20 protein-coding genes are annotated in these 19,554 nt (G+C 63.9%); 10 read left to right on the top strand and 10 right to left on the bottom strand.

Annotated elements, in window-relative coordinates:
• A partial coding sequence (locus ACXJ7R_RS07685) for a GTP-binding protein (protein WP_457151295.1) occupies positions 1–272 on the bottom strand: 272 nt, incomplete at its 3' end.
• A gap of 228 nt (positions 273–500) precedes the next feature.
• Between ACXJ7R_RS07685 and ACXJ7R_RS07680 the strand changes: the two genes are divergently transcribed.
• The 4 genes from ACXJ7R_RS07680 (at position 501) to msrA (ending at position 3,947) form a co-directional block, all read left to right on the top strand.
• Complete coding sequence (locus ACXJ7R_RS07680; protein WP_095083855.1) at positions 501–1,565, top strand: TadE/TadG family type IV pilus assembly protein; 1,065 nt, start codon at positions 501–503, stop codon at positions 1,563–1,565.
• A gap of 375 nt (positions 1,566–1,940) precedes the next feature.
• On the top strand, positions 1,941–2,639 hold the full coding sequence (locus ACXJ7R_RS07675; protein WP_457151294.1) for a DUF1223 domain-containing protein: 699 nt from the start codon (positions 1,941–1,943) through the stop codon (positions 2,637–2,639).
• A 149-nt stretch (positions 2,640–2,788) separates the two neighbouring features.
• The gene (locus ACXJ7R_RS07670) at positions 2,789–3,064 is read left to right on the top strand and encodes a hypothetical protein (protein ID WP_457151296.1); all 276 of its coding nucleotides are present in this window, start codon (positions 2,789–2,791) and stop codon (positions 3,062–3,064) included.
• 145 nt (positions 3,065–3,209) lie between these two features.
• Positions 3,210–3,947 carry a peptide-methionine (S)-S-oxide reductase MsrA gene (msrA, locus tag ACXJ7R_RS07665; protein WP_457151293.1) on the top strand — a complete coding sequence of 246 codons (738 nt, stop codon included), beginning with the start codon at positions 3,210–3,212 and terminating at the stop codon, positions 3,945–3,947.
• Positions 3,948–4,080: 133 nt separating this feature from the next.
• Here the strand turns inward: msrA and ACXJ7R_RS07660 are convergent, their stop codons facing one another.
• Positions 4,081–4,344: a hypothetical protein gene (locus tag ACXJ7R_RS07660; RefSeq protein ID WP_143748702.1), complete on the bottom strand. Its 264-nt coding sequence runs from the start codon at positions 4,342–4,344 to the stop codon at positions 4,081–4,083.
• Complete coding sequence (locus ACXJ7R_RS07655) at positions 4,322–4,594, bottom strand: DUF4242 domain-containing protein (protein ID WP_095083851.1); 273 nt, start codon at positions 4,592–4,594, stop codon at positions 4,322–4,324. Before ACXJ7R_RS07655 ends, ACXJ7R_RS07660 begins: the two co-directional genes overlap by 23 nt.
• A 219-nt stretch (positions 4,595–4,813) precedes the next feature.
• Between ACXJ7R_RS07655 and ACXJ7R_RS07650 the strand changes: the two genes are divergently transcribed.
• Entirely contained in the window at positions 4,814–7,408 is a 2,595-nt protein-coding gene (locus tag ACXJ7R_RS07650) for an ATP-binding protein (RefSeq protein ID WP_457151292.1), read from the top strand.
• Positions 7,409–7,459: 51 nt separating this feature from the next.
• Here the strand turns inward: ACXJ7R_RS07650 and ACXJ7R_RS07645 are convergent, their stop codons facing one another.
• Positions 7,460–8,464 carry a cytochrome d ubiquinol oxidase subunit II gene (locus ACXJ7R_RS07645; RefSeq protein WP_457151291.1) on the bottom strand — a complete coding sequence of 335 codons (1,005 nt, stop codon included), beginning with the start codon at positions 8,462–8,464 and terminating at the stop codon, positions 7,460–7,462.
• Between the two features lie 10 nt (positions 8,465–8,474).
• Positions 8,475–9,836, bottom strand: a complete 1,362-nt coding sequence (locus ACXJ7R_RS07640; protein WP_457151290.1) for a cytochrome ubiquinol oxidase subunit I — start codon at positions 9,834–9,836, stop codon at positions 8,475–8,477.
• A 262-nt stretch (positions 9,837–10,098) separates the two neighbouring features.
• Between ACXJ7R_RS07640 and ACXJ7R_RS07635 the strand changes: the two genes are divergently transcribed.
• Positions 10,099–11,025, top strand: coding sequence for an ABC transporter ATP-binding protein (locus ACXJ7R_RS07635; RefSeq protein ID WP_457151289.1), 927 nt, complete (start codon positions 10,099–10,101; stop codon positions 11,023–11,025).
• The gene (locus ACXJ7R_RS07630) at positions 11,022–11,783 is read left to right on the top strand and encodes an ABC transporter permease (protein WP_457151288.1); all 762 of its coding nucleotides are present in this window, start codon (positions 11,022–11,024) and stop codon (positions 11,781–11,783) included. The genes ACXJ7R_RS07635 and ACXJ7R_RS07630 overlap by 4 nt, the downstream gene beginning before the upstream one ends.
• 4 nt (positions 11,784–11,787) lie before the next feature.
• Here the strand turns inward: ACXJ7R_RS07630 and ACXJ7R_RS07625 are convergent, their stop codons facing one another.
• Positions 11,788–12,825 (bottom strand): phosphatidylglycerol lysyltransferase domain-containing protein, encoded by a 1,038-nt coding sequence (locus ACXJ7R_RS07625; RefSeq protein ID WP_457151287.1) that lies wholly within the window; start codon positions 12,823–12,825, stop codon positions 11,788–11,790.
• Positions 12,826–13,174: 349 nt separating this feature from the next.
• Here ACXJ7R_RS07625 and ACXJ7R_RS07620 point away from each other — a divergent pair, with 349 nt between their 5' ends.
• Positions 13,175–14,365: a flavin-containing monooxygenase gene (locus ACXJ7R_RS07620; protein WP_457151286.1), complete on the top strand. Its 1,191-nt coding sequence runs from the start codon at positions 13,175–13,177 to the stop codon at positions 14,363–14,365.
• On the opposite strand, the gene ACXJ7R_RS07615 is transcribed toward ACXJ7R_RS07620, so the two are convergent.
• Both ACXJ7R_RS07615 and ACXJ7R_RS07610 read right to left on the bottom strand, forming a co-directional pair.
• Positions 14,357–14,581 (bottom strand): hypothetical protein, encoded by a 225-nt coding sequence (locus ACXJ7R_RS07615; RefSeq protein WP_457151285.1) that lies wholly within the window; start codon positions 14,579–14,581, stop codon positions 14,357–14,359. The genes ACXJ7R_RS07620 and ACXJ7R_RS07615 overlap by 9 nt on opposite strands.
• Positions 14,582–14,712: 131 nt before the next feature.
• Positions 14,713–16,716 (bottom strand): PhoX family protein, encoded by a 2,004-nt coding sequence (locus ACXJ7R_RS07610; RefSeq protein ID WP_457151284.1) that lies wholly within the window; start codon positions 16,714–16,716, stop codon positions 14,713–14,715.
• A gap of 309 nt (positions 16,717–17,025) precedes the next feature.
• On the opposite strand from ACXJ7R_RS07610, the gene ACXJ7R_RS07605 reads away from it, so the two are divergent.
• Positions 17,026–17,523, top strand: coding sequence for a hypothetical protein (locus tag ACXJ7R_RS07605; RefSeq protein WP_457151283.1), 498 nt, complete (start codon positions 17,026–17,028; stop codon positions 17,521–17,523).
• A gap of 315 nt (positions 17,524–17,838) precedes the next feature.
• Entirely contained in the window at positions 17,839–18,417 is a 579-nt protein-coding gene (locus tag ACXJ7R_RS07600) for a hypothetical protein (protein WP_457151282.1), read from the top strand.
• A gap of 199 nt (positions 18,418–18,616) precedes the next feature.
• Here the strand turns inward: ACXJ7R_RS07600 and ACXJ7R_RS07595 are convergent, their stop codons facing one another.
• Together ACXJ7R_RS07595 and ACXJ7R_RS07590 are read right to left on the bottom strand one after the other, a co-directional pair.
• Positions 18,617–19,279 carry a response regulator gene (locus tag ACXJ7R_RS07595; protein WP_457151281.1) on the bottom strand — a complete coding sequence of 221 codons (663 nt, stop codon included), beginning with the start codon at positions 19,277–19,279 and terminating at the stop codon, positions 18,617–18,619.
• Positions 19,276–19,554: sensor histidine kinase (locus ACXJ7R_RS07590; protein ID WP_457151280.1), on the bottom strand; the 279-nt coding region annotated here is incomplete at its 5' end. The genes ACXJ7R_RS07595 and ACXJ7R_RS07590, both read right to left, overlap by 4 nt.

The following is a 19,554-nucleotide window of genomic DNA, read 5'->3' as shown; positions in this document are numbered from 1 at the left end:
TCATAGGCGAAGTCGACATGACCGGGCGTGTCGATCAGGTTGAGGATATAGTCCTCGCCATTGTTGGCATGGTATTTCAGCCGCACGGTCTGCGCCTTGATGGTGATGCCGCGCTCGCGCTCGATGTCCATCGAGTCCAGCACCTGTTCCTTCATGTCGCGCAGCTCCAGCCCGCCGGTCAGCTGGATCAGCCTGTCGGCAAGCGTGGATTTGCCATGGTCGATATGGGCGACGATGGAGAAATTTCGGATGTGGTCGAGGGGCGTGCTCATGGCGGGCGCTTTAGCAGGGGCTTGTTGCTGCGGCAAGCGCTGTACCGCCACCGGGCAAGCGCCGTACCGCTGGCGGGCAAGCGGCAGTGCCGATGCCGGGGCGCGGGAACTTGTCGGCTTTATCGGGGGATGTCGCGGAAAGTCGATAAATTTTAACCAAGTGCGTTAGAGCAATATTCGTGACTGCCATGTTAGCCCGTGGAGATATTCGTTTGTAAGGATCACGACATGCGGGGGTTAGCAGGCAGGTTTGTCAGGTCGAGGAGCGGCTCGTTCACGCCGATCCTCATCTTCGCCATGATGCCGATTATTGCCGCCATCGGCTTCTCGGTCGACTACACCTCGGCGGTCCAGACCAGGTCGGACATGCAGTCGGCGCTCGATGCCGGCATCCTGTCGATCACCACGATGGCGACGACCTCGACGCTGGCGCAGCGCCAGGTGGTGTTGCAGGATTCCTTCGCCGCCAATGGTGCACCGACGGGGGCCACCGCGACGCTGAACAGTTTCGTGGTCGGCACTGACGGCACCGCCACCGCGCAGGCCACGGCAAATTACTCGATGCCGACCGTTTTCATGCAGATCGCCAGGATCAACACTGTGCCGGTCGCCGTCGCGTCGGCGGTGAGCAAGTCGCCGGCGCTGGTGCAGACCACCTTCAAGGTAACCGGGGTGTCAGGTTACTGGAACAAGACGATGACGCTCTACGGCACGCAATTCGGTGCCACGGTGGCCAAACCGCTGATGACGATCAACTATACCTATGGCAACACCAAGGATCCCAAGGGCTACGGCACCACCACCGTCAACACCATCACCAATTCGGGCGGCCAGGACGTCACCACGATGGTCCAGAAGCAGGTCTGCTCCGTCGGCAACAATCCGCCGAACGGGGTGTCGGTCAAGACCGATGCGAGTGGCACGAAATATTACTGTGTCGATACGATGTATCCGTCCACTGGCTCCGGCGCGGTGATCGATGTCAGCCAGATGAGCGGTCTCTACCTGCAGATGGACGTGCCATCGGGCAACCCGACAAAGCTGATGTCGAACGATCCGAACACCTCCAACCGGCTCTACAATGGGGTGAGCGCGAACGGCCTGACGGAGATCGCGACCGGGCAGAACGTCGACATCTTCAGTATCGTGCCCTGCGGCATTCCGGGCTATCAGGCCTGGGAGGACGGCGGCAATGCGGTGCCGGCACCAGCCTCCAATGCCGACTTCTTCTACACCGTCACCGGCAAGTGCGACTTCAACAAGCGGCCCTCCGAGACGCTGCTAACGCAGTGAAGCTGCCAATCTCCCCCACGTGGGGGAGATGKCCGGCAGGCCAGAGGGGGGCGCTGTCCCGCCGACCTTGTCATTGTCGGCGATGTCCGCCCTCACTTTTCTCAGAGCGATCTGACCATCATTGCACACTGTCGCGCGGCGCCACCGTCGATCGCGCCTATGTTGGTGCTCTATGGCGCCCCCCTCTGTCCTGCCGGACATCTCCCCCACGAGGGTGGAGATCGGCTGCCGCGACCGGTTTTGCCGATCTCCAGCGTCGCAAAGGCGCTAACGACAACGATCACAAACCGGTGAGCGCTGTAACAAAGCCTCGGCCGGCGGCGAAGTGGGGACATGAGCGGCGCATCGGGGCGCCGTCACCCACGGAGCCAGCCGATGTCGCGTTCCTGCAAGTCACTCGTCGTGTCCAGCCTCGGCGCGCTCGCGCTCGCCACGTCGCTAGGTGCGGCGCAAGCCCAGCCGCTCACCGTGGTCGAACTGTTCACCAGCCAGGGCTGCTCGTCCTGCCCGCCGGCCAACGCCAATCTGATCAAGGTCAAGGACCAGCCGGACGTGCTGGCGCTGTCCTTCAACGTCACCTACTGGGACTATCTCGGCTGGAAGGACACATTCGGCCGCCAGGAATTCACCCAGCGCCAGGTCACCTACGAGCCCTCCCTTGGCCATGACGGCCCGTTCACCCCCCAAGTGGTGGTCAATGGCCGCGCCGATGTCGTCGGCGCGGCGCCGGGCGAAATCCAGCAGCTGATCTCGAGCACCGACCGCGCCAGCGGCCCGTCGCTGTCGCTCGTCGGCGGCAAGGTCAGCATCGGCGCCGGCTCGGCGCCGGGCGGCCGGGCCGATGTCTGGGTGGTGCACTATGCCAAGGGTGTCGTCGAGGTGCCGGTGGCGCGCGGCGAAAACACCGGCCGCACCTTGCCGCACGCCAATGTCGTGCATTCGCTTGAGAAGCTCGGCAACTGGACTGGCGATGCCACCGCACTCGATGTGCCGGCCGCTTCAGGCGGGCTCAGCACCGCCGTGCTCGTCCAGTCGCCCGGCGGCGGACCGATCCTGGCCGCCGCGACCAACTAAAATTCCCTGCGCATCGTCCCGGAAAAGATCATGCGCAGACAACGACCCGCGCAACGCCGCAGCAGCGGCGCCGCGACAACCCGGCCCACCCAAAGAGGTGCGCCATCATCCCCAACCCCAAGGAGACCATCATGACGACCTTTTCCCGGATGACATCGTCGGCCCGCTTGACGCTGCCGGCACTGGCTCTCGCTTTGTGCTCGACGGCGCTGTTTGCCGGCGGCATCGCCCGCGCCGACGACGCGACCAATGCCATGAAGCCCGCCGTCAACGCCATGAAGCCGGCGACCGACGCGATGAAACCGGCCGACGCCATGGCACCCGACGCGATGAGCACGAACGCCATGAAGCCCGCGGACAACGCCATGAAGCCAGCCGCCGATGCGATGAAGCCGGCAACGGATGCCATGGCCCCGGCCAACTAGGGTTGACGCTGCTTCCGGCTTCGGTCCTGACACCAGGACCGGATCTGGACGCACGTGAAAGTGAGGCTTCGGCCGCAACTCACCCGTCGCATGATCCTCTCTTATCCAATAGACTCCACATGATGGACGTCACAGGAGCTCAGCCATGACCGACATTCGAAAACCAGTCGCCAGACGACAGTCGAATTTTGCCAGGAGCGCGCTCGCCGCGTTGGCGCTTGCCGCCGTGGGCGCCGCCTTCTGGCTGACGCCGGCGGTTTCCGCCGAGGACGCGGTGGTCATCCCGCCGCCGTCGATCGACGAGAAGGCAGCCGGCGGCAGTGAGAAGGCGATCTTCGCCGGCGGCTGCTTCTGGGGCGTGCAAGGCGTCTTCCAGCACGTCAAGGGCGTCAGCAAGGCGGTCTCCGGCTACACCGGCGGCAGCAAGGACACCGCCGTCTACGAGACCGTCGGCTCAGGCAGCACCGGACATGCCGAATCCGTCGAGATCACCTATGATCCGTCTGTCGTCACCTACGGTCAGCTGCTGCAGGTCTATTTCTCGGTCGCCCACAACCCGACCCAGCTGAATTTCCAGGGTCCCGATTCAGGCACGCAGTACCGCTCGACGATCTTTGCCGAAAACGATGCGCAAAAGAAGATTGCGCAGAGCTACATCGCCCAGCTCGACCAGGCCAAGGTGTTCCCCAAGCCGATCGTCACCACGCTGGAAACCGGCAAGACCTTCTATCCGGCCGAGAACTACCACCAGGACTTTTTGACCCTGAACCCGACCTATCCCTACATCGTCTACAACGACCTGCCCAAGGTGGCGAACCTCAAGCAGCTGTTCCCGGCGCTGTACAGCGAGAAGCCGGTGCTGGTGCTGTCGGCCAGCAACTGAGGCAGCTTTGACGAAGAGGCGTCGGCGCGACAGCGCCCCCTCTGCCCTGCCGGGCATCTCCCCCTTTGAGGGGGAGATTGGCAGTTCCGCCGTCCCGGCCACCTCACAGCGTCGACTGCGGGCGGCGGGGTCTTCAGCGATCCCACCGGTCGTAGTCTCGCCAGTCCCGCCGCATCTGCCGCGCCGGCAAGCCGATATCGTGCCTCAGATGGTCGCTTTCCGGTGGCAAGCGGCGCTTGCCCAGCAGTTGCGCGGGCAGCTCCACCGCGATCCGCCATAGACGGCCGGGCAAGGAGGGCGCGCGGCCGCTGTTTGCCATGGCCGCGACACCGGCCGGCATGTCGCCATTGCCGCCTCGAGCGATCGTATCTTCATCAGCGATAAAAGTAGGGTTCAAGAACCCTCACCTCCGTGATCTTGTCGACCGGCAGCGAGTTCATCTGGGCGGTGCTGCGGATCGCCTCCGGCGAGGGCGCGTCGTAGACGCAGAAGGTGTGCTTCTTGTCGGGCGACACGAACGACTGCACCCAGGTCACGCCTTTCTCCGCGTTGCGCATGATGACGCCGCCCAGCGCATCGGCGCCGGCTTCGTTCATCGGGACGTTGAGGCCATCCGGAAATGTACGTTCAATCAGGTAACGGGGCATGGGAGGCTTCCCTTTCCATTGCTTCACGCTCGATGTTGAGCGCGGTTGGACAAAGATCACGCTCGCAAAGGACGCGCATCGGAGCCTTTCCCTATGTTTGGCGGGACGATTCCCCATGTTAACGACGTTCAGTGCTGGAGCCACAAAGCAGATACCGAGCCGGACTATCCTGGCGGTCGAGCTGGGGTGGGTGGCGGCAACCGGGATCACCATGAGCGAATGACGATGCTTCTGGAACGGCAGCCACAGCTGGCGCAACTGGACAGCCTTCTCGCGGAAGCCGCGCGCGGCCGTGGTCACGTGGCGGCTTTGTCGGGTGAGGCGGGTGCCGGCAAGTCGGTGCTTGTCGATGCCTTCGTCAGCGGTGCCGGCCAGGAGGCGCGCATCTTCCGCAGTGCTTGCGAGGACCTGTCGATCCCCGATCCGCTCGGCCCGCTCTACGATCTTGCGCGCGAGGCGCAATGGGCGATGCCGCAGGCGGTCGACGCCCGGCAGGGACAGCGGCTGCCGCTGTTCTCCGACGCGCTGGATGTCTTCGAGGCGAGGACGGGCGCAACACTGCTGGTGATCGAGGACCTGCACTGGGCCGATGACGCGACGCTCGACTTCGTCCGCTTTCTCGGCCGTCGCATTGCCAACACCCATGTCCTGCTGCTGGTGACGGCGCGTACCGATCGCAGCGAGGGGCAGATGCGCGTGCGACGCGCGCTCGGCGAAATCCCGTCGGGCAGCGTCGCGCGCATCGACGTGCCGCTTTTGAGCGAGGCAGCGGTGCTGTCGCTCGCCGATGCGGCCGGCCGCGACGGCGATGCCATCTACCGGGCCACGGCCGGCAACGCCTTTTTCGTCACCGAACTGTTGAGCGCCGAAAATGAAACAGCGCTGCCCGCCAGCGTGCGCGATGCGGTGCTCGCGCGCGCCGAACGCCTGTCGGTTGGCGCCCGCTCGATGCTCGACGCGGTGTCGGTGTTCCCAAGACGGGCCGACGCCTGGGCCCTGCAGGGCCTCTGCGGCGTGGCCAGTGCCGGCCAGCTTGCGGAATGCGTCTCGAATGGCCTGCTGGACGATCTGGGCGACGGCTATGCCTTCCGGCACGACATCGCCCGCCGCGCCATCGAGACGATGCTGACGACAAGCCACAGAAGAGAGTTCAACCAGCGCGCCCTGACAGCGATGCTCGAAAAAGGCGACATTGCCACCGCGCGCCTGGTGCACCACGCGGTCGAGGCGCACAATCTGGAGGCGGTGCGCGAACTGGCGCCGGTCGCTGCCCGGGAGGCTTCCCGCATCGGGGCGCATCGCGATGCCGCCGGCTACTACGAAGTCGCCTTGCGACAGGCTGACGGCCTGCCCATGGAAGAGCGCGCCGGCCTCTACGAGAACTATGCCTTCGAATGCCACCTGATCGGCCGGATCGTCGAGGCCATCGAGGCTCAGCAGCAGGCGCGCGCGCTGCAGCGCGCCCTGGGCAATACGCTGAAGGAAGGCGACAGCCTCAGATGCCTGTCGCGTTTCGCCTATCTGATGGGCGACCGTGAGGCCGCCGATCTGTTCGGCGCCCAGGCGGTCGCGTTGCTGGAGACCACACTGGCGGGGCCGGAACTGGCCATGGCCTACTCCAATCTCTCGCAGCTGGCGATGCTGGCCGAAAGGCTCGACGAGACATTGTCGTTAGGCGACAAGGCGATCAGGCTCGCCGAACAGGTTGACCGGCCGGACATCGTCTGCCATGCGCTCAACAATGTCGGCGCTGCCGAACAATGGCTGGACCTGCCCAGCGCGCGGCTGCACCTTGCCCGCAGTCTCGAAATCGCGCTCGATCAGAATTTCCAGGAACACGTGGCGCGTGCCTTCACCAATTGCGCCTGCAGTGAAATGAACCAGTTGGACTACAACCAGGCTCAGTCCTTTCTCGATCGCGGCATCGACTATTGTGTCGAGAACGACCTGGCGACCTGGCGTGACTACATGCGCGGCGTGCGGGCGCAGTTGCTGCTGCGTTACGGACGATGGGACGAGGCGGCTGCCGAAGCGCTGGAAGTCGTCACCAACGACCATGCAGCCGCGTTGGTGCGCTATCCCGCACTGGTGGCTCTGGCGAAATTGCGCCTGCGCCGCGGCGATCCTTCAGCCGAGCCGCTTCTGGCGGAAATGAAGCGGTTTCTCGAAAAGGGTGCTGAGCTGCAGAGGCTGCTGCCCTATGCGGCGGTCGTCGCCGAACAGGCATGGCTGGGCGAGGCGGAAGAGGACGAGGCGCTGCGGCTGATAGACCTTGCCGAGAGCCTTTCACCGAAGCCTGCGGTCTTTGCCGAACTGGCCAGCTGGCGGCGTTTGCTGGTGCCGGCGATTGGCCCAGGCGACACGTCGGGCATGGCCGCGCCCTACCGGATGCTTCTGGAAGGCGACTGGCAAGGGGCGGCGGATTTGTGGGCCGCGATGGACGCTCCCTTCGAACGTGGGCTTGCCCTGGTTCAGGGCGATGAGGCGGGGCAGCGCTCGGCGCTCGGGATATTCGAAAACCTCGGCGCCAGGCCGGTCGCCCAGCACGTGCGCGACCTCATGCGGCGAAACGGTGTCAATCACATCGCACGGGGACCGCGCCGCACCACGCGCGCAAACAGCGCCGGGCTGACCCTGCGCCAGATGGAAGTGCTGCAACTGATCGAGCGCGGCTTCTCCAACAAGCGGATTGCCGACCACCTCGCCATTTCGCCGAAGACCGTCGACCACCACGTCTCGGCGGTTCTGGGAAAACTGGACGCCATCTCCCGTGGCGAAGCGACGGCTGCGGCACGCGACTCAGGGCTGATCTGAAGCACCGCACCTGCTTGATCTGCAGGATGGCCACTGGCGACCGGTAAGGCGTCAGTCGTAGGTCAAATCCGTAGCCTTGCCGCCGAACACCCGGTAGGCATAGAACGAATAGAAGATGATGACAGGCAGCACGACCACAGTGCCGGCCAGGATGATGGCCAGGCTTTCCGGCGCAGAGGCCGCCTGCCAGATGGTCAGCCTGTCGGGCACCACGAACGGATAGAACGACCAGGCAAGACCGGCAAAGCCGAGCGCGAAGATGGCGGCCAGCGTCAGGAACGGCGTCAGCGAATGGCGGTCGTCGGGCCTGGGCAGATGAAAGGTCTGCCGCCACAGCCACAGGAACAACAGTGCCGACAGGATCGGCAGCGGCGACAGATAGAGCATCGCGGGAAAGACGAACCATTTGTCGAAGATGCGCGGGCTGGCGAACGGCGTTGCCAGCGACACCGCGGCCATGCCGAGCGCGGTCAGCACAAGGGCGGTGCGCAACCAGCGCACGGCCTTCTTCTGCAGATCGCCCTCGGTCTTGTAGATCACCCAGGCGGCACCCATCGCCGCGTAAGCCGCCGCAAGGCAGAGCGCCACCAGCGCGCCGAACGCCACGCCGCCCGGGCCGACATCGAGGCCGAGCACATAGACGCCCAGCATATAGCCCTGCGCCAGCGAGGCGATGACCGAACCCATGAAGAAAATACGGTTCCAGCGATGCTTCTTGCCGCTCGGCACCTTGGCGCGAAAATCGAAGGCGACGCCGCGCAGGATCAGCCCGATCAGCAACACGAAAACCGGGATGTAGAGCGCGGTCAGGATGACCCCATGCGCCAGCGGGAAGGCGACCAGCAACAGGCCGACGGCCAGCACCAGCCAGGTCTCGTTGGCGTCCCAGAACGGACCGATGGCCGCGACCATCGTGTCCCGCTCGGTGTCTTCGGCGGCGGCGAACAAGATGCCGATGCCGAGATCGAAGCCGTCGAGTATGACGTAGATCAGGATGGCGAGGCCCATCAGGCCGGCGAAGATCAGGGGCAGCAGGGTTGGCCAGTCGAAGGTCATTGTCTTCTCCTCACTCGCCGGCCGCCGGCTGCGACAGGGCAGCGTTCATCACGCCCGGCAGCGGCGATGAATCGCCGTCCTTCGCCGCCTTCAGCGCCAGGTGCACCAGCACGCCGAGATAGGCGATCAGCAAAAGCACATAGAGGATGAGGTAGATGGCCAGCGTCAGCGCGACATGGCTGCCCGCCACCGGCCCGACCGCGTCGGCGGTCTTCAGCACGCCCGTCACCAGCCAGGGCTGGCGGCCGATCTCGGTGGTGTACCAGCCGGCCAGCGTCGCCAGCCAGCCCGACAGCGCCATCGGCACCATCAGCATGGCGAGCGGCCTCGGCAGGCTGTGCCGGCGCTTGAGGAAGAAGGCGGCCGACCAGGAAACCGCAAGCATCAGCAGTCCCGTGCCGACCATGATGCGGAAGCTCCAGAAGATCGGAAAGACCGGAGGATGGTTGCCTGGATAGTCGTTCAGCCCCGGCACCACGCCGCTGGTGCGGTGCCGCAGCACCAGGCTGGCGCCGTCGGGAATGGCGATCTCGAACCTGTTTTCCTTCGCCGCCTCGTCGGGCAGGGCGAAGAGCACCAGCGGCACGTTGGGGCCGGTGTTCCAGTTGGCCTCCATGGCGGCGATCTTCTGCGGCTGGTGCTCCAGCGTGTTCAGCCCGTGCTGGTCGCCGGCGAAGATCTGGATCGGGATCAGGATCGCCGCGGTGAAGACGCCGGTGCGCAGCGCCTTCCACATCGATTCCGAGCGGTCGCCATAGAGATAGCGCAGCGCCGACAGGCCGGCGATCAGGAACGACACCGTCAGGCCGGAGGCGAGCAGCATATGGACCAGCCGGTAGGGCATCGACGGGTTGAAGACGATCGCCCACCAGTCGACGGCGTGCGCGACGCCATCGCGTATCTCGAAGCCGGCCGGCGTCTGCATCCAGGAATTGAGCGCGATGATCCAGAACGCCGAGAGGGTCGTGCCGCCTGCCACCAGCACCGTCGCCAGCGTGTGGATGCGGTTGGAGACGCGGCGGAAGCCGAACAGCATGATGCCGAGGAAGGCCGCTTCGAGGAAGAAGGCGGTGAGGATCTCGTAGGCCAGCAGCGGCCCGGCAATGTTGCCGACCTTTTCCATGTAGCCCGGCCAGTTGGTGCCGAACTGGAAGCTCATGGTGACGCCTGACACCACGCCCATGGCGAAGGACAATGCGAACACCTTCACCCAGGTGAAATAGGCGCGCATCCAGGCGGAATCGTTTGTCGCGTTGTAGCGGAGCTTGAAGAACAGCAGCACCCAGCCAAGCGCAATGGTGATCGTCGGAAACAGGATGTGGAACGAAATATTCGCGCCAAATTGCATGCGCGACAGGATGAGCGGGTCCATGGTGGGCTCCGGCTGCTTCTAATGTGGCAAGAGTAAGCCCGTCGCGCCTGTCGGTCAAAGCGGCGTCCCGCCGCGAGGCGGAACGCCGCAGCGTCCGGGCAAGATGACGCATGCGCGTGCTGCTGCCGTGTCGGAACTTCCGCCGGCTCGCACTGGCCGGCCTGCACTGTCGAGAACTGTCAGCAGCGGCGTCGACTTGCGGTTGCACGCACCGACATTCAGCCTATATCAGGGGACCTCCCTCAAGCAGCCGTTTTCAGCCATGCCCTCCATCCTGTCCATTTCCGGGGTCTCCAAGACCTACGCCACCGGCTTCACCGCGCTCAAGGAAGTCAACCTCGATATCGAGCGCGGCGAGATCTTCGCGCTGCTCGGCCCCAACGGCGCCGGCAAGACGACGTTGATCTCGATCGTATGCGGCATCGTCAATCGTTCGTCGGGCACCGTCACCGTCGACGGTCACGACATCAACAGGGACTACCGCGCCGCGCGCAGCCTGATCGGCCTGGTGCCGCAGGAACTGACCATCGACGCCTTCGAGAGCGTCTGGGCGACTGTCAATTACAGCCGTGGCCTGTTCGGCAAGCCGGCCAACCCGGCCTTCGTCGAGAAGGTGCTGCGCGATCTGTCGCTATGGGAAAAGAGGGACGCCAAGGCGATTACGCTCTCGGGCGGGATGAAGCGCCGGCTAATGATCGCCAAGGCGCTGTCGCATGAGCCGCGCGTCTTGTTCCTCGACGAGCCGACCGCCGGCGTCGATGTCGAACTGCGCCAGGACATGTGGGCGATGGTGCGTCGGCTGCGCGAGGACGGCGTCACCATCATCCTCACCACCCACTATATCGAGGAAGCCGAGGCGATGGCCGACCGCGTCGGCGTCATCAACCGTGGCGAGATCATCCTGGTCGAGAACAAGGCCGAACTGATGCACAAGCTCGGCCGCAAGCGGCTGGTGATGGAGCTGCGCAGCCCGCTGATGGCCATTCCCGAAACCTTCTCGCGCTATGCGCTGGAGCTGTCGCCGGATGGCGGGCAGCTGACCTACACCTATGACAATCAGGCCGAGCGGCCGGGCGTCGCCTCGCTGATCCGCGATCTCGAGGCCGGCGGCATCCAATTCCGCGACATCGACACGCAAAACAGTTCGCTCGAGGAGATCTTCGTCAATCTGGTGAGGAGAGAGCCATGAACCTGCGTGCGGTATGGGCGATCTACCGGATGGAAATGGCGCGTGCCTTCCGCACCGTGCTGCAGAGCATCGTCTCGCCGGTCATCTCGACATCGCTCTATTTCGTCGTCTTCGGCTCAGCCATAGGCTCGCGCATCACCGAGATCGACGGCATCAGCTACGGCGCCTTCATCGTACCGGGGCTGATCATGCTGTCGCTGCTGACGCAGTCGATCTCCAACGCCTCCTTCGCCATCTACTTCCCGAAATTCGTCGGCTCGATCTACGAGCTCCTGTCGGCGCCGGTCTCCTATCTGGAGATCGTCATCGCCTATGTCGGCGGTGCGGCGACCAAGTCGATCCTGCTTGGCCTGATCATCCTGGCCACCGCCTCGCTGTTCGTCCCACTGACCATCCAGCACCCGTTCTGGATGGTTGCCTTCCTGGTGCTGACGGCGGTGACCTTCAGCCTGTTCGGTTTCATCATCGGCATCTGGGCGAAGAGCTTCGAGCAATTGCAGCTGGTGCCGCTGCTGATCATCACGCCGCTCACCTTCCTCGGCGGCAGCTTCTATTCGATCGACATGCTGCCCGGCATCTGGCGCACTGTGACGCTGTTCAACCCGGTCGTCTATTTGATCAGCGGGTTCCGCTGGAGCTTTTTCGGCAAGTCCGATGTCTCGGTCGGCGTCAGCCTCGGCATGACGATCGTCTTTCTGCTGGTCTGCATAGCGATCGTCGCCTGGATCTTCAGGACCGGTTACCGGCTAAGGAACTGACCGATTAGATCGCCTTGACCAGCCGCAGCAGCCCCAGCATCTCCACATAAGTCCCCTTGCGAAAGGCGATGTAGACCGGCTCCTCGACACCGTGGAAGCGGCGCTTGAACGCCGCCTGGCCTTGCAGGTTGAACCTGCGGCGGTTGACCCATGGCGAAGAGTAGGCGCGCTGGAAGGCATTGCGCCAGAAATCGCTTTCGGCAAACCCGCTCGGGACCACATCGAGCATCGGCGACAGGCCGAGCGTGACTACCGAGATGCCTTGCTCGCGGAAACGGTCGACGGCGAATTTGGTCAGGCCGATCTCGGCGTGCGGCGAGGCGTCGATATGCTTGCGCTTGAACGCCGTGGTGTAGCCGATCACCTTGCCGTCGCGAAACAGCGGGTCGAAGTCGAGCAGTGCGACCAGTCCGCCATCGGGGCCGTGCAGGACGAAACGGCGCATGTCGGTGCCGAGATGGTCGGCGAAGGGGCGGTTGAGAAAGCCCATCTCCCAGCGTTTGACGATGCGGTCGCCGCGCCAGTTTTCGGAAAGCCGGGCGATTTCGTCGAGATGGACAGTCCGCTTGTCCTCGTCGAACCAAAATCCCTTCTTCAACAGCCAGCGCTCGGAATAGCGCACGGTCTCGTTGCGCTTTCCGGAAAAATCATGGTCGGGCAGGTTGAGGCGGGTGTCGATGCCGAGGCGATTGATCTTGTAGCCGAGCCCGGCCAGCACCCGCGCCGTCTCCTCGCCGATCTGCACGAACCACGGGCTGCCGGCGGTTTCGACGAAGCGCCTGATGTAATCGGGCCGCAGCATTGGAGCCACCACCGGATCGCCGAGCGCGAAATGGCGCCCCATCTTGGTGCCGAAGGCGATGTAGCCGTCGGCGTCGCCGAAATAGGAAAGCTTGCCCTGCACGGCGGTCGAATAGGCAAGCGAGAAGTCACCATGGCGGCGAACAAGCGCCAGGCGCTCGACATGGGTCAGCCTCTGCCGCGCCACCTTTGGCGCGACGTCCTCAAGGATTTTGTCGAAATAGATCCGCAAGGAGGGCATGGTCGAAATTCCGCGAGCCGCCTACAGCGCCGCGCCCAGGACGCGCAAAGGTGCTGTAACACTTTGATTCTGCGCATGACCCCGGAAATCGACTCGATTTCGGGCATGCACGTGGGGGAATAGCAGAGACCCGCCAGCCCCAGGGCCTCGAATCAATCACATTGCCGCGACCTGATTACCGCTGATATCGCGCATATGCCATATAGTGCGCAATCGCGGACGGCGCATGCTCGAAATTCGGGTTCGATTCGCGATATATAAATCAACCGCAGGATCGAGCCGCCGCGGCCTCCCTTGGCGACCACGGGAAGCGTGGCGTCGGAAGGGTCGAATGGAGATCAAAGAAGGAATGGCTGAAACGACCATCAGACCGGTGACGAACGAACCGGTCGAGCCGGCGATCGTCGTCGGCGCCGGTGCCGCCGGGCTGGCCGTCGCACATGCCTTGATGAACGCCGGCATGCCCACGGCGATCCTGGAAAAGGAAAGCCGCCTGGCCGAGCCCTGGCACCGGCGGCATCGGCAATTGCATCTCAACACCCATCGCGATCTGTCTTCTCTGCCCGGTCTTGCCTATCCCCAGGGCACGCCTGCCTTTCCGCATAAGACTGTCGTCATCCGCCATATGAATGATTTCAGGGAGGAGAACCGGCTCCCGGTGCAGTTTGGCGTTGCTGTCGAAGAAATCGTCTTCAAGGGCGATCACTGGGCGCTGCTGACCAGCGCCGGACTGCGCCTGGCCCGCCATGTCGTCATCGCCACCGGCCGCGACAGGCAGCCCTTCATTCCCGAATGGAAAGGCATGACGGGTTTCGCCGGCCGCATCATCCACGCGGCGGATTTCGGCGACGCACGGGACTATGCCGGCAAGAAAGTACTGGTCGTCGGCGCCGGCAATTCGGGCTTCGATACGCTCAATCATCTGGCCGGCATAAACACGGCCGCCATCTGGCTGTCGGCCCGCAACGGCCCCGTGCTGCTGCCCAAGCGGATCGGCAAGATCGCCGTGCATCGGCTTTCGCCGTTCATGGCGCGCTTGCCCTTGCGCGTCGCCGATGCGGTGATGGCGGCGACGCAGCGCCTGGTTTTCGGCGACCTGACCAAATTCGGCATGCCGCCCGCGCCTTCGGGTGGCGCCAGCCGCCTGACCTCGGACTATACCGCGATCGCCTCCGATGACGGCGCCGTCAGCGCCATAAAGGCCGGCAAGATCGTTGTGGTGCCGGCGATACGGGAATTCGCCCGCGACGGCGTGATCCTGGCTAATGGCAGCCTGATCCATCCCGACATCGTCATTGCCGCGACAGGCTACCGCACCGGCCTGGAGCCCATGGTCGGCAAGCTCGGCGTCCTCGACAAAAAGGGCGTTCCGCTCTTCAACGGCGGGCAAGCCGATCCAAAATTGCCCGGCCTGTGGTTCACCGGCATGCGGCCGAGCATTCGCGGCTGCTTCGCCAATGCCGGCATCATGGCCAAGGCGATCACCAAACGGATTGCCAGTTCCGCTGGCACCTCCGACCAATCCGGCGCTTCACGCTGACTTGGGCTCAAGCCTCCGGAAGCCGACAGCCTCGATCAGCATGTCCTCTTCCACCATGCCGGCATTGTGCAGCGCCAGCAGGGTGAGAGCCAGTTCGCGAGCCTCGGCCGATTCGGGATGCGCTTCGCGGCGCCGGCAGGCTTCGTCGAACACACGTTGCAAGGTGGCGACTTCGGCAGGTTTGAGCAGGCCACGGTCATAAACGGACTTCGGCATGGCAATCTCCTGGTAAAGACCTAGGGCTCCATGTGCAAATTGCCAATCTTTCCCGTGGCTTGAATGATTGACGCAAAAAAGGAGGGGCTTCGGCTCGCCGAAACCCCTCCCTGAGATTGCGGTGCTTGATATTATACCGCGATCTTGCCGCCGCCCTGTCTGGTGATGGCGACGACCGCCGGCCGCACCGGCATGTCGGGCTTGAAGTCGGGCCAGCGCGTCGACAGGTCCTCATAGTAGGATGGGCGGCCGAACGCTTCCCAGTCCTCGCCGCCGTCACCCGGATGCTGGACGGCGACAAAGGCGGTCTGATCGTCAGGGGCGAACAGCGGACCACACATTTCGGCGCCGATCGGCACGCGGAAGAACAGTTTCGAGGTTGCCCGCGCCGAGCCTTCGGTGTCGACCGCCCACAGTCCATCGGTGCGGCCGGTGGTCTTTGGGCTCTGGCCGTCGGTGGCGACCCACAGGCGTCCGGCTGAATCGACCGCGCAATTGTCGGGCATGCCGAACCAGCCATTGGCCGTCGTCGCCGTCGAGAAGGTGGCGCCGACATCGGCCACCGCCGGATCGCCGCATTTCAAAAGCACTTCCCACTTGCCCTTGGTGGCAGTGAAATCGCCGCCGTCCTCGGCGATCTCGATGATGTGGCCGAAAGCGTTTTCGGCGCGCGGGTTGGCGGCATCGACCTGGTCTGCCTTGCGCTTCGAATTGTTGGTCAGCATGACATAGACCTTGCCGTTGACGGCATTGGGCTGGATGTCCTCTGGGCGGTCCATCTTGGTGGCGCCGAGCAGGTCGGCGGCGCGTCGTGTCTCGATCAGCACGTCGGCCTGGCTTGCAAAGCCGTTTTCGGCGGTCAACGGTCCCTGGCCGAAGACGATCGGCAGCCATTCGACGGAGCCGTCTTCGACGAACTTGGCGACATGCAGCGTGCCGTCGTCGAGCAGATCCTTGTTCGCCGCGAGGTCATTGGGATTGAACTTACCGCTGGTGACGAACTTGTAGGCATAGTCGAAGCGCTCGTCGTCGCCGAGATAGAAGACGACACGGCCATCCTTGGCGACGATCGATTCGGCGCCCTCGTGCTTGAAGCGGCCCATAGCGGTGCGCTTCCTCGGCGTCGAGGTCGGATCGTTGACATCGACCTCGACGATCCAGCCGAAGCGGTTGGCCTCGTTCGGCTCCTTGGCCAGGTCGAAGCGGTCATAGTGCGCCGCCCATTCATAGGCGCCTTCGGGAATGCCGAGGCGCTTGTAGTTGGCGGCTTCCTTGTGGCCCTCGGGCAATTCGCCGGAGAAATAGCCGTGGATGTTCTCCTCGGCCATCACATAGGTGCCCCACGGCGTGACGCCGCCGGCGCAATTGTTGAAGGTGCCCAAAACCTTCGTGCCGGACGGGTCGGCATTAGTCTTGACGCGGTCATGGCCGGCAACCGGGCCGGACAGCGCCATTTCGGTGTTGGAAGTAATGCGGCGGTTGAGCCTGCCGTCGCGCACGACTTGCCATTTGCCGCCGTCCTTGCGGATCTCGACGATGGTACCGCCATGCGCCGCCATCTCGACATCGACCTGTTCCTTGCTGAGCGGCGCGACGTCGGCCGACTTCTTGCCGTCCTTSTCGACGATCTTGACGATGCCCGGGAACATCAGATGCGGGTTGGTGTATTCGTGGTTGACGACCAGCAGGCCGTGTTCGGCCGAACCGTCGATCGCGATGTAGCCGACATAGTCGTTGTTGTAGCCGAACTGTTTCGCCTGCGCCTGCGCCGATTGCTTGGTCGGGTCGAACTCCGGCGAATCGGCAAACACCGGATCGCCCCAGCGCAACAGCACATCGGCATCGTAGCCCGGCGCGACATGGTGCTTGTCGTCGATGCCGGCCTCCAGCTCGTCGAACGCGAAGGCGGAGCCTTCGGCGGCCCGGGCCTGGTCGGCGCTGACCAGCGCCAGCGGGCTGACGGTGGCGGCGATCGCCGAGACGGCCAGCGAGCCTTTCAGGAAACCACGGCGCGAGAACCGCGCGGCGATGATCTCGCCCATGGTGCGGTTGTCGGTGGGATTGGTGGCCGGTCCGGCGTTTTCTTCGAGCAGGCTGGTGCGGAATTTGGCGTCGGGGGAGCGATGTTCGGTCATCTGGCTTGCCTCTGGCTTTGCGGGTGGCTGGAGCGTGTTGCCTCTTCAACCCCCTTATAGTCACCTGATCACATTTTCGTGACATCAAAAGCCTTTCAGCCGCGACAGCATTCTGAGACGTCGGCTAAGCACTCTGCGAGCAGCATGTAACACTGGGACAAAGGTCCCTTGTCAGGTCCGGCAAAGGTCCCTTGGCGGCACCGCATCGGTCGTGGGCCGGTTACGCGAGGCCGCCATGTCGGCGATGGTGGGTCCCTTGCGAAAACGCCGGCGGTGAAATCCGCCTGCCTGATCGATGAGGAGACTAGGATGCGCAGATCGATTGCGAGCCGCTGTTGCTGGCTGGCGCTGAGGGCGACCTCGGCACTGGCGCTGGCCATCGCCCCCTATCAACTCGCTTTCCACAGCTCTGGTCCCGGCATCGTTGCCGCAAGCGCGCATGCCAAGGATGGCGGACATGGCAGTGGCGGTGGAGGTGGCGGCGGAAACGGCAGCGGCGGGAGTGGCGCGAGCGGCAACAGCAGCAACGGAAACGGAAACGCTGGCGGAGACAATGGTGCCGGCGACGATCACGGCGCAGCCGGCAATTCCGGGGTCGGCAAGGGTCACGACGACGATGGAGATCACGTCAACGCGAAAACCGGTGACAAGGTCGAAGTAGACGGCAACAAGATCGAGGTCGAGCATCCCGACGGCATCACGGAAGAGATCGAGAACGGCCGTTTCCAGATGAAGGATGCAGTCGGCCGCACGATTGTCGAGCGTCCGGCGACGGCAAACGACATCAGTCGACTTCGGGCCTTGTGAAGCAGAAGGCCCTGTGAGGCAGGTCAACCGGGGAACGACCAGTTTGACAAGTCACCTCCGCCGCCCCCGGCGGAGGTGACTTGATGTTCGGCGGCATCAGGTAAGCCAGCTTCCAGTCGGCGATGGCGGTCGCCGCCGTCCATACAAGGTATATATTAGCACAAGCTTGGGACTTTAGTCCAATCTTGCGCTTGCAAAGGTCCTGGGTGACAAGCGCAACGGTCGGATACGGCTTTCGGGTATCTTTTCTTTCGGCGATGCTGGTGCAACTCCAACGTCGACGGTGGCACGCCAGCTCAATCGACGGAGATCACCATGCATAGATCGATCACGACCCGTTGTTGCCGGCTGGCGCTCAGATCGGCGGCCGCGCTGGCGCTGACCATCGCTCCCTATCAGATTGACCTCCACGGCTCCGCTCCTGGAATCCACGCCGCTAGCGCACAGGCCGGCAAGGGTGGCGGCGGCAATGGCGGTGGCGGTGGCGGTGGCGGTGGTAATGGTGGAGGCGGCGGCGGAAACGGTGGCAACAGCGGCGGCAATGGAAACGGCAACAGTGGCAATAGCGGCGGTAACGGTAACGGAAACAGCGGCAATAGCAGCGGTAACGGAAACAACGGCGCCGGCGACGGAAACGGCAAAGGAAATAGCGGAACCGCCAGCGGCAACTCCAAATCCGACCAGGGGCAGAACGAAAATGGCAACGGTCGCCATGTCAACGCCAAGACCGGTGACGAGGTCGACGTGGAGGGCAAGACGATCACGGTTCAGCATCCCGACGGCATAATGGAAAAGATCGAGAATGGCCGTTTCAGGATGGAGGATTCGCTCGGGCGCACGATCATCGATCGCGGAGCCACGCCGGCGGATGTCAGCCGCCTCAAAGCGTTGTGAAGTTGGCCAACAGGCAACGGCCGGCTTCACACGTCACCTCCGCCGCCCCCGGCGGAGGTGACCTCTCTTTTGCCACCCGGTTTCCGGCTGATGTGTGTCGCCCAGAAGCAGAGGCAACGACAAAGACTTAAAGCGCGCCTGATAGAGCTGTTCGGCATTTCCGTGAAACGGTGAGCCGCGCTCGGGATGGCCGAAGCCTCTACGAATGGTTCCGGTCCCGGTCGCGCGACTCACGCATCATCAAGGCTGCTTCGGTGCGGTTTCGCACATTGAGCTTCGACAGCACGCCGGTCATGTGATGCTTGACGGTCTTCTCCTGCAGCTCCAGCCGCAAGGCAACTTCCTTGTTGCTCAGGCCCTCCGCCACCAGTCGCAGAATTTCTGCCTGTCGCTCGGTGAGTTGCCGCAGCCGGTCCACTATGCCGTCGGTCGGCTGCAGGGATTGGAGGTCCGAAAGCAGGCGGGCTGACAGCGTCGGCGAAAGATAGCTTTCCCCGGCCGCCACGCTGTGCAGGATGTCTGCGAGCGCGCGCGACCCGACGCCCTTGAGGACATAGCCACGCACCCCGGCGTTCAGGGCCCTAGTCACGTCGGCATTGGCCTCCGAAACGGTCAACATGACGATCTTTTGGGCGGGATGGYTGGCGAGGATGCTTGCAACCGCGGTCAGACCGCCGCCCGGCATGGAGATATCGAGCAGCAGAATGTCCGGCCGTACGGTCGAGACGATGCGCTCGGCATCCTGCGCCGTGGCGCCCTCGCCAACCATCTCGAAGCCGCCGATTTCCGTCAGGCTGCGCGTCACGCCCTCGCGAAAGAGGGGATGGTCGTCGATAATGGCAATGCGAATGGCGCCGATCATGCTTGCTCCTCGACCGATAGGCGAATCACCAATCGCGTGCCGTGCGGCCCGGTCAAGGTTTCAAACTGGCCGCCAATGCTTTCGACCCGCTCTCTGAGCCCGGCGAGCCCGAGACCCTCGACGCGTGCCGGATCGAAGCCCGGCCCGCCGTCCGAGACTTCAACGAAAAGCCTGCTGCCTTTCATCCCCGCACTCACCGCCTGATCCTTGCCTCGCCCGTGGCGATAGGCATTGTTCAACCCTTCCTGCACGAAACGATAGATGCTGATCTTCTC

Source organism: Mesorhizobium sp. P5_C1 (genome assembly GCF_054049815.1).
Note: the sequence above shows the minus strand (reverse complement) of the source record. Positions and strands in the feature narration are given on the sequence as shown.

Coding starts and splice junctions, on each gene's coding strand:
- ACXJ7R_RS07680 (WP_095083855.1), top strand. CDS start 501: ATGCGGGGGTTAGCAGGCAGGTTTGTCAGGTCGAGGAGCGGCTCGTTC.
- ACXJ7R_RS07675 (WP_457151294.1), top strand. CDS start 1,941: ATGTCGCGTTCCTGCAAGTCACTCGTCGTGTCCAGCCTCGGCGCGCTC.
- ACXJ7R_RS07670 (WP_457151296.1), top strand. CDS start 2,789: ATGACATCGTCGGCCCGCTTGACGCTGCCGGCACTGGCTCTCGCTTTG.
- msrA (WP_457151293.1), top strand. CDS start 3,210: ATGACCGACATTCGAAAACCAGTCGCCAGACGACAGTCGAATTTTGCC.
- ACXJ7R_RS07655 (WP_095083851.1), bottom strand. CDS start 4,594: ATGCCCCGTTACCTGATTGAACGTACATTTCCGGATGGCCTCAACGTC.
- ACXJ7R_RS07650 (WP_457151292.1), top strand. CDS start 4,814: ATGACGATGCTTCTGGAACGGCAGCCACAGCTGGCGCAACTGGACAGC.
- ACXJ7R_RS07645 (WP_457151291.1), bottom strand. CDS start 8,464: ATGACCTTCGACTGGCCAACCCTGCTGCCCCTGATCTTCGCCGGCCTG.
- ACXJ7R_RS07640 (WP_457151290.1), bottom strand. CDS start 9,836: ATGGACCCGCTCATCCTGTCGCGCATGCAATTTGGCGCGAATATTTCG.
- ACXJ7R_RS07635 (WP_457151289.1), top strand. CDS start 10,099: ATGCCCTCCATCCTGTCCATTTCCGGGGTCTCCAAGACCTACGCCACC.
- ACXJ7R_RS07630 (WP_457151288.1), top strand. CDS start 11,022: ATGAACCTGCGTGCGGTATGGGCGATCTACCGGATGGAAATGGCGCGT.
- ACXJ7R_RS07625 (WP_457151287.1), bottom strand. CDS start 12,825: ATGCCCTCCTTGCGGATCTATTTCGACAAAATCCTTGAGGACGTCGCG.
- ACXJ7R_RS07620 (WP_457151286.1), top strand. CDS start 13,175: ATGGCTGAAACGACCATCAGACCGGTGACGAACGAACCGGTCGAGCCG.
- ACXJ7R_RS07615 (WP_457151285.1), bottom strand. CDS start 14,581: ATGCCGAAGTCCGTTTATGACCGTGGCCTGCTCAAACCTGCCGAAGTC.
- ACXJ7R_RS07605 (WP_457151283.1), top strand. CDS start 17,026: ATGCGCAGATCGATTGCGAGCCGCTGTTGCTGGCTGGCGCTGAGGGCG.
- ACXJ7R_RS07600 (WP_457151282.1), top strand. CDS start 17,839: ATGCATAGATCGATCACGACCCGTTGTTGCCGGCTGGCGCTCAGATCG.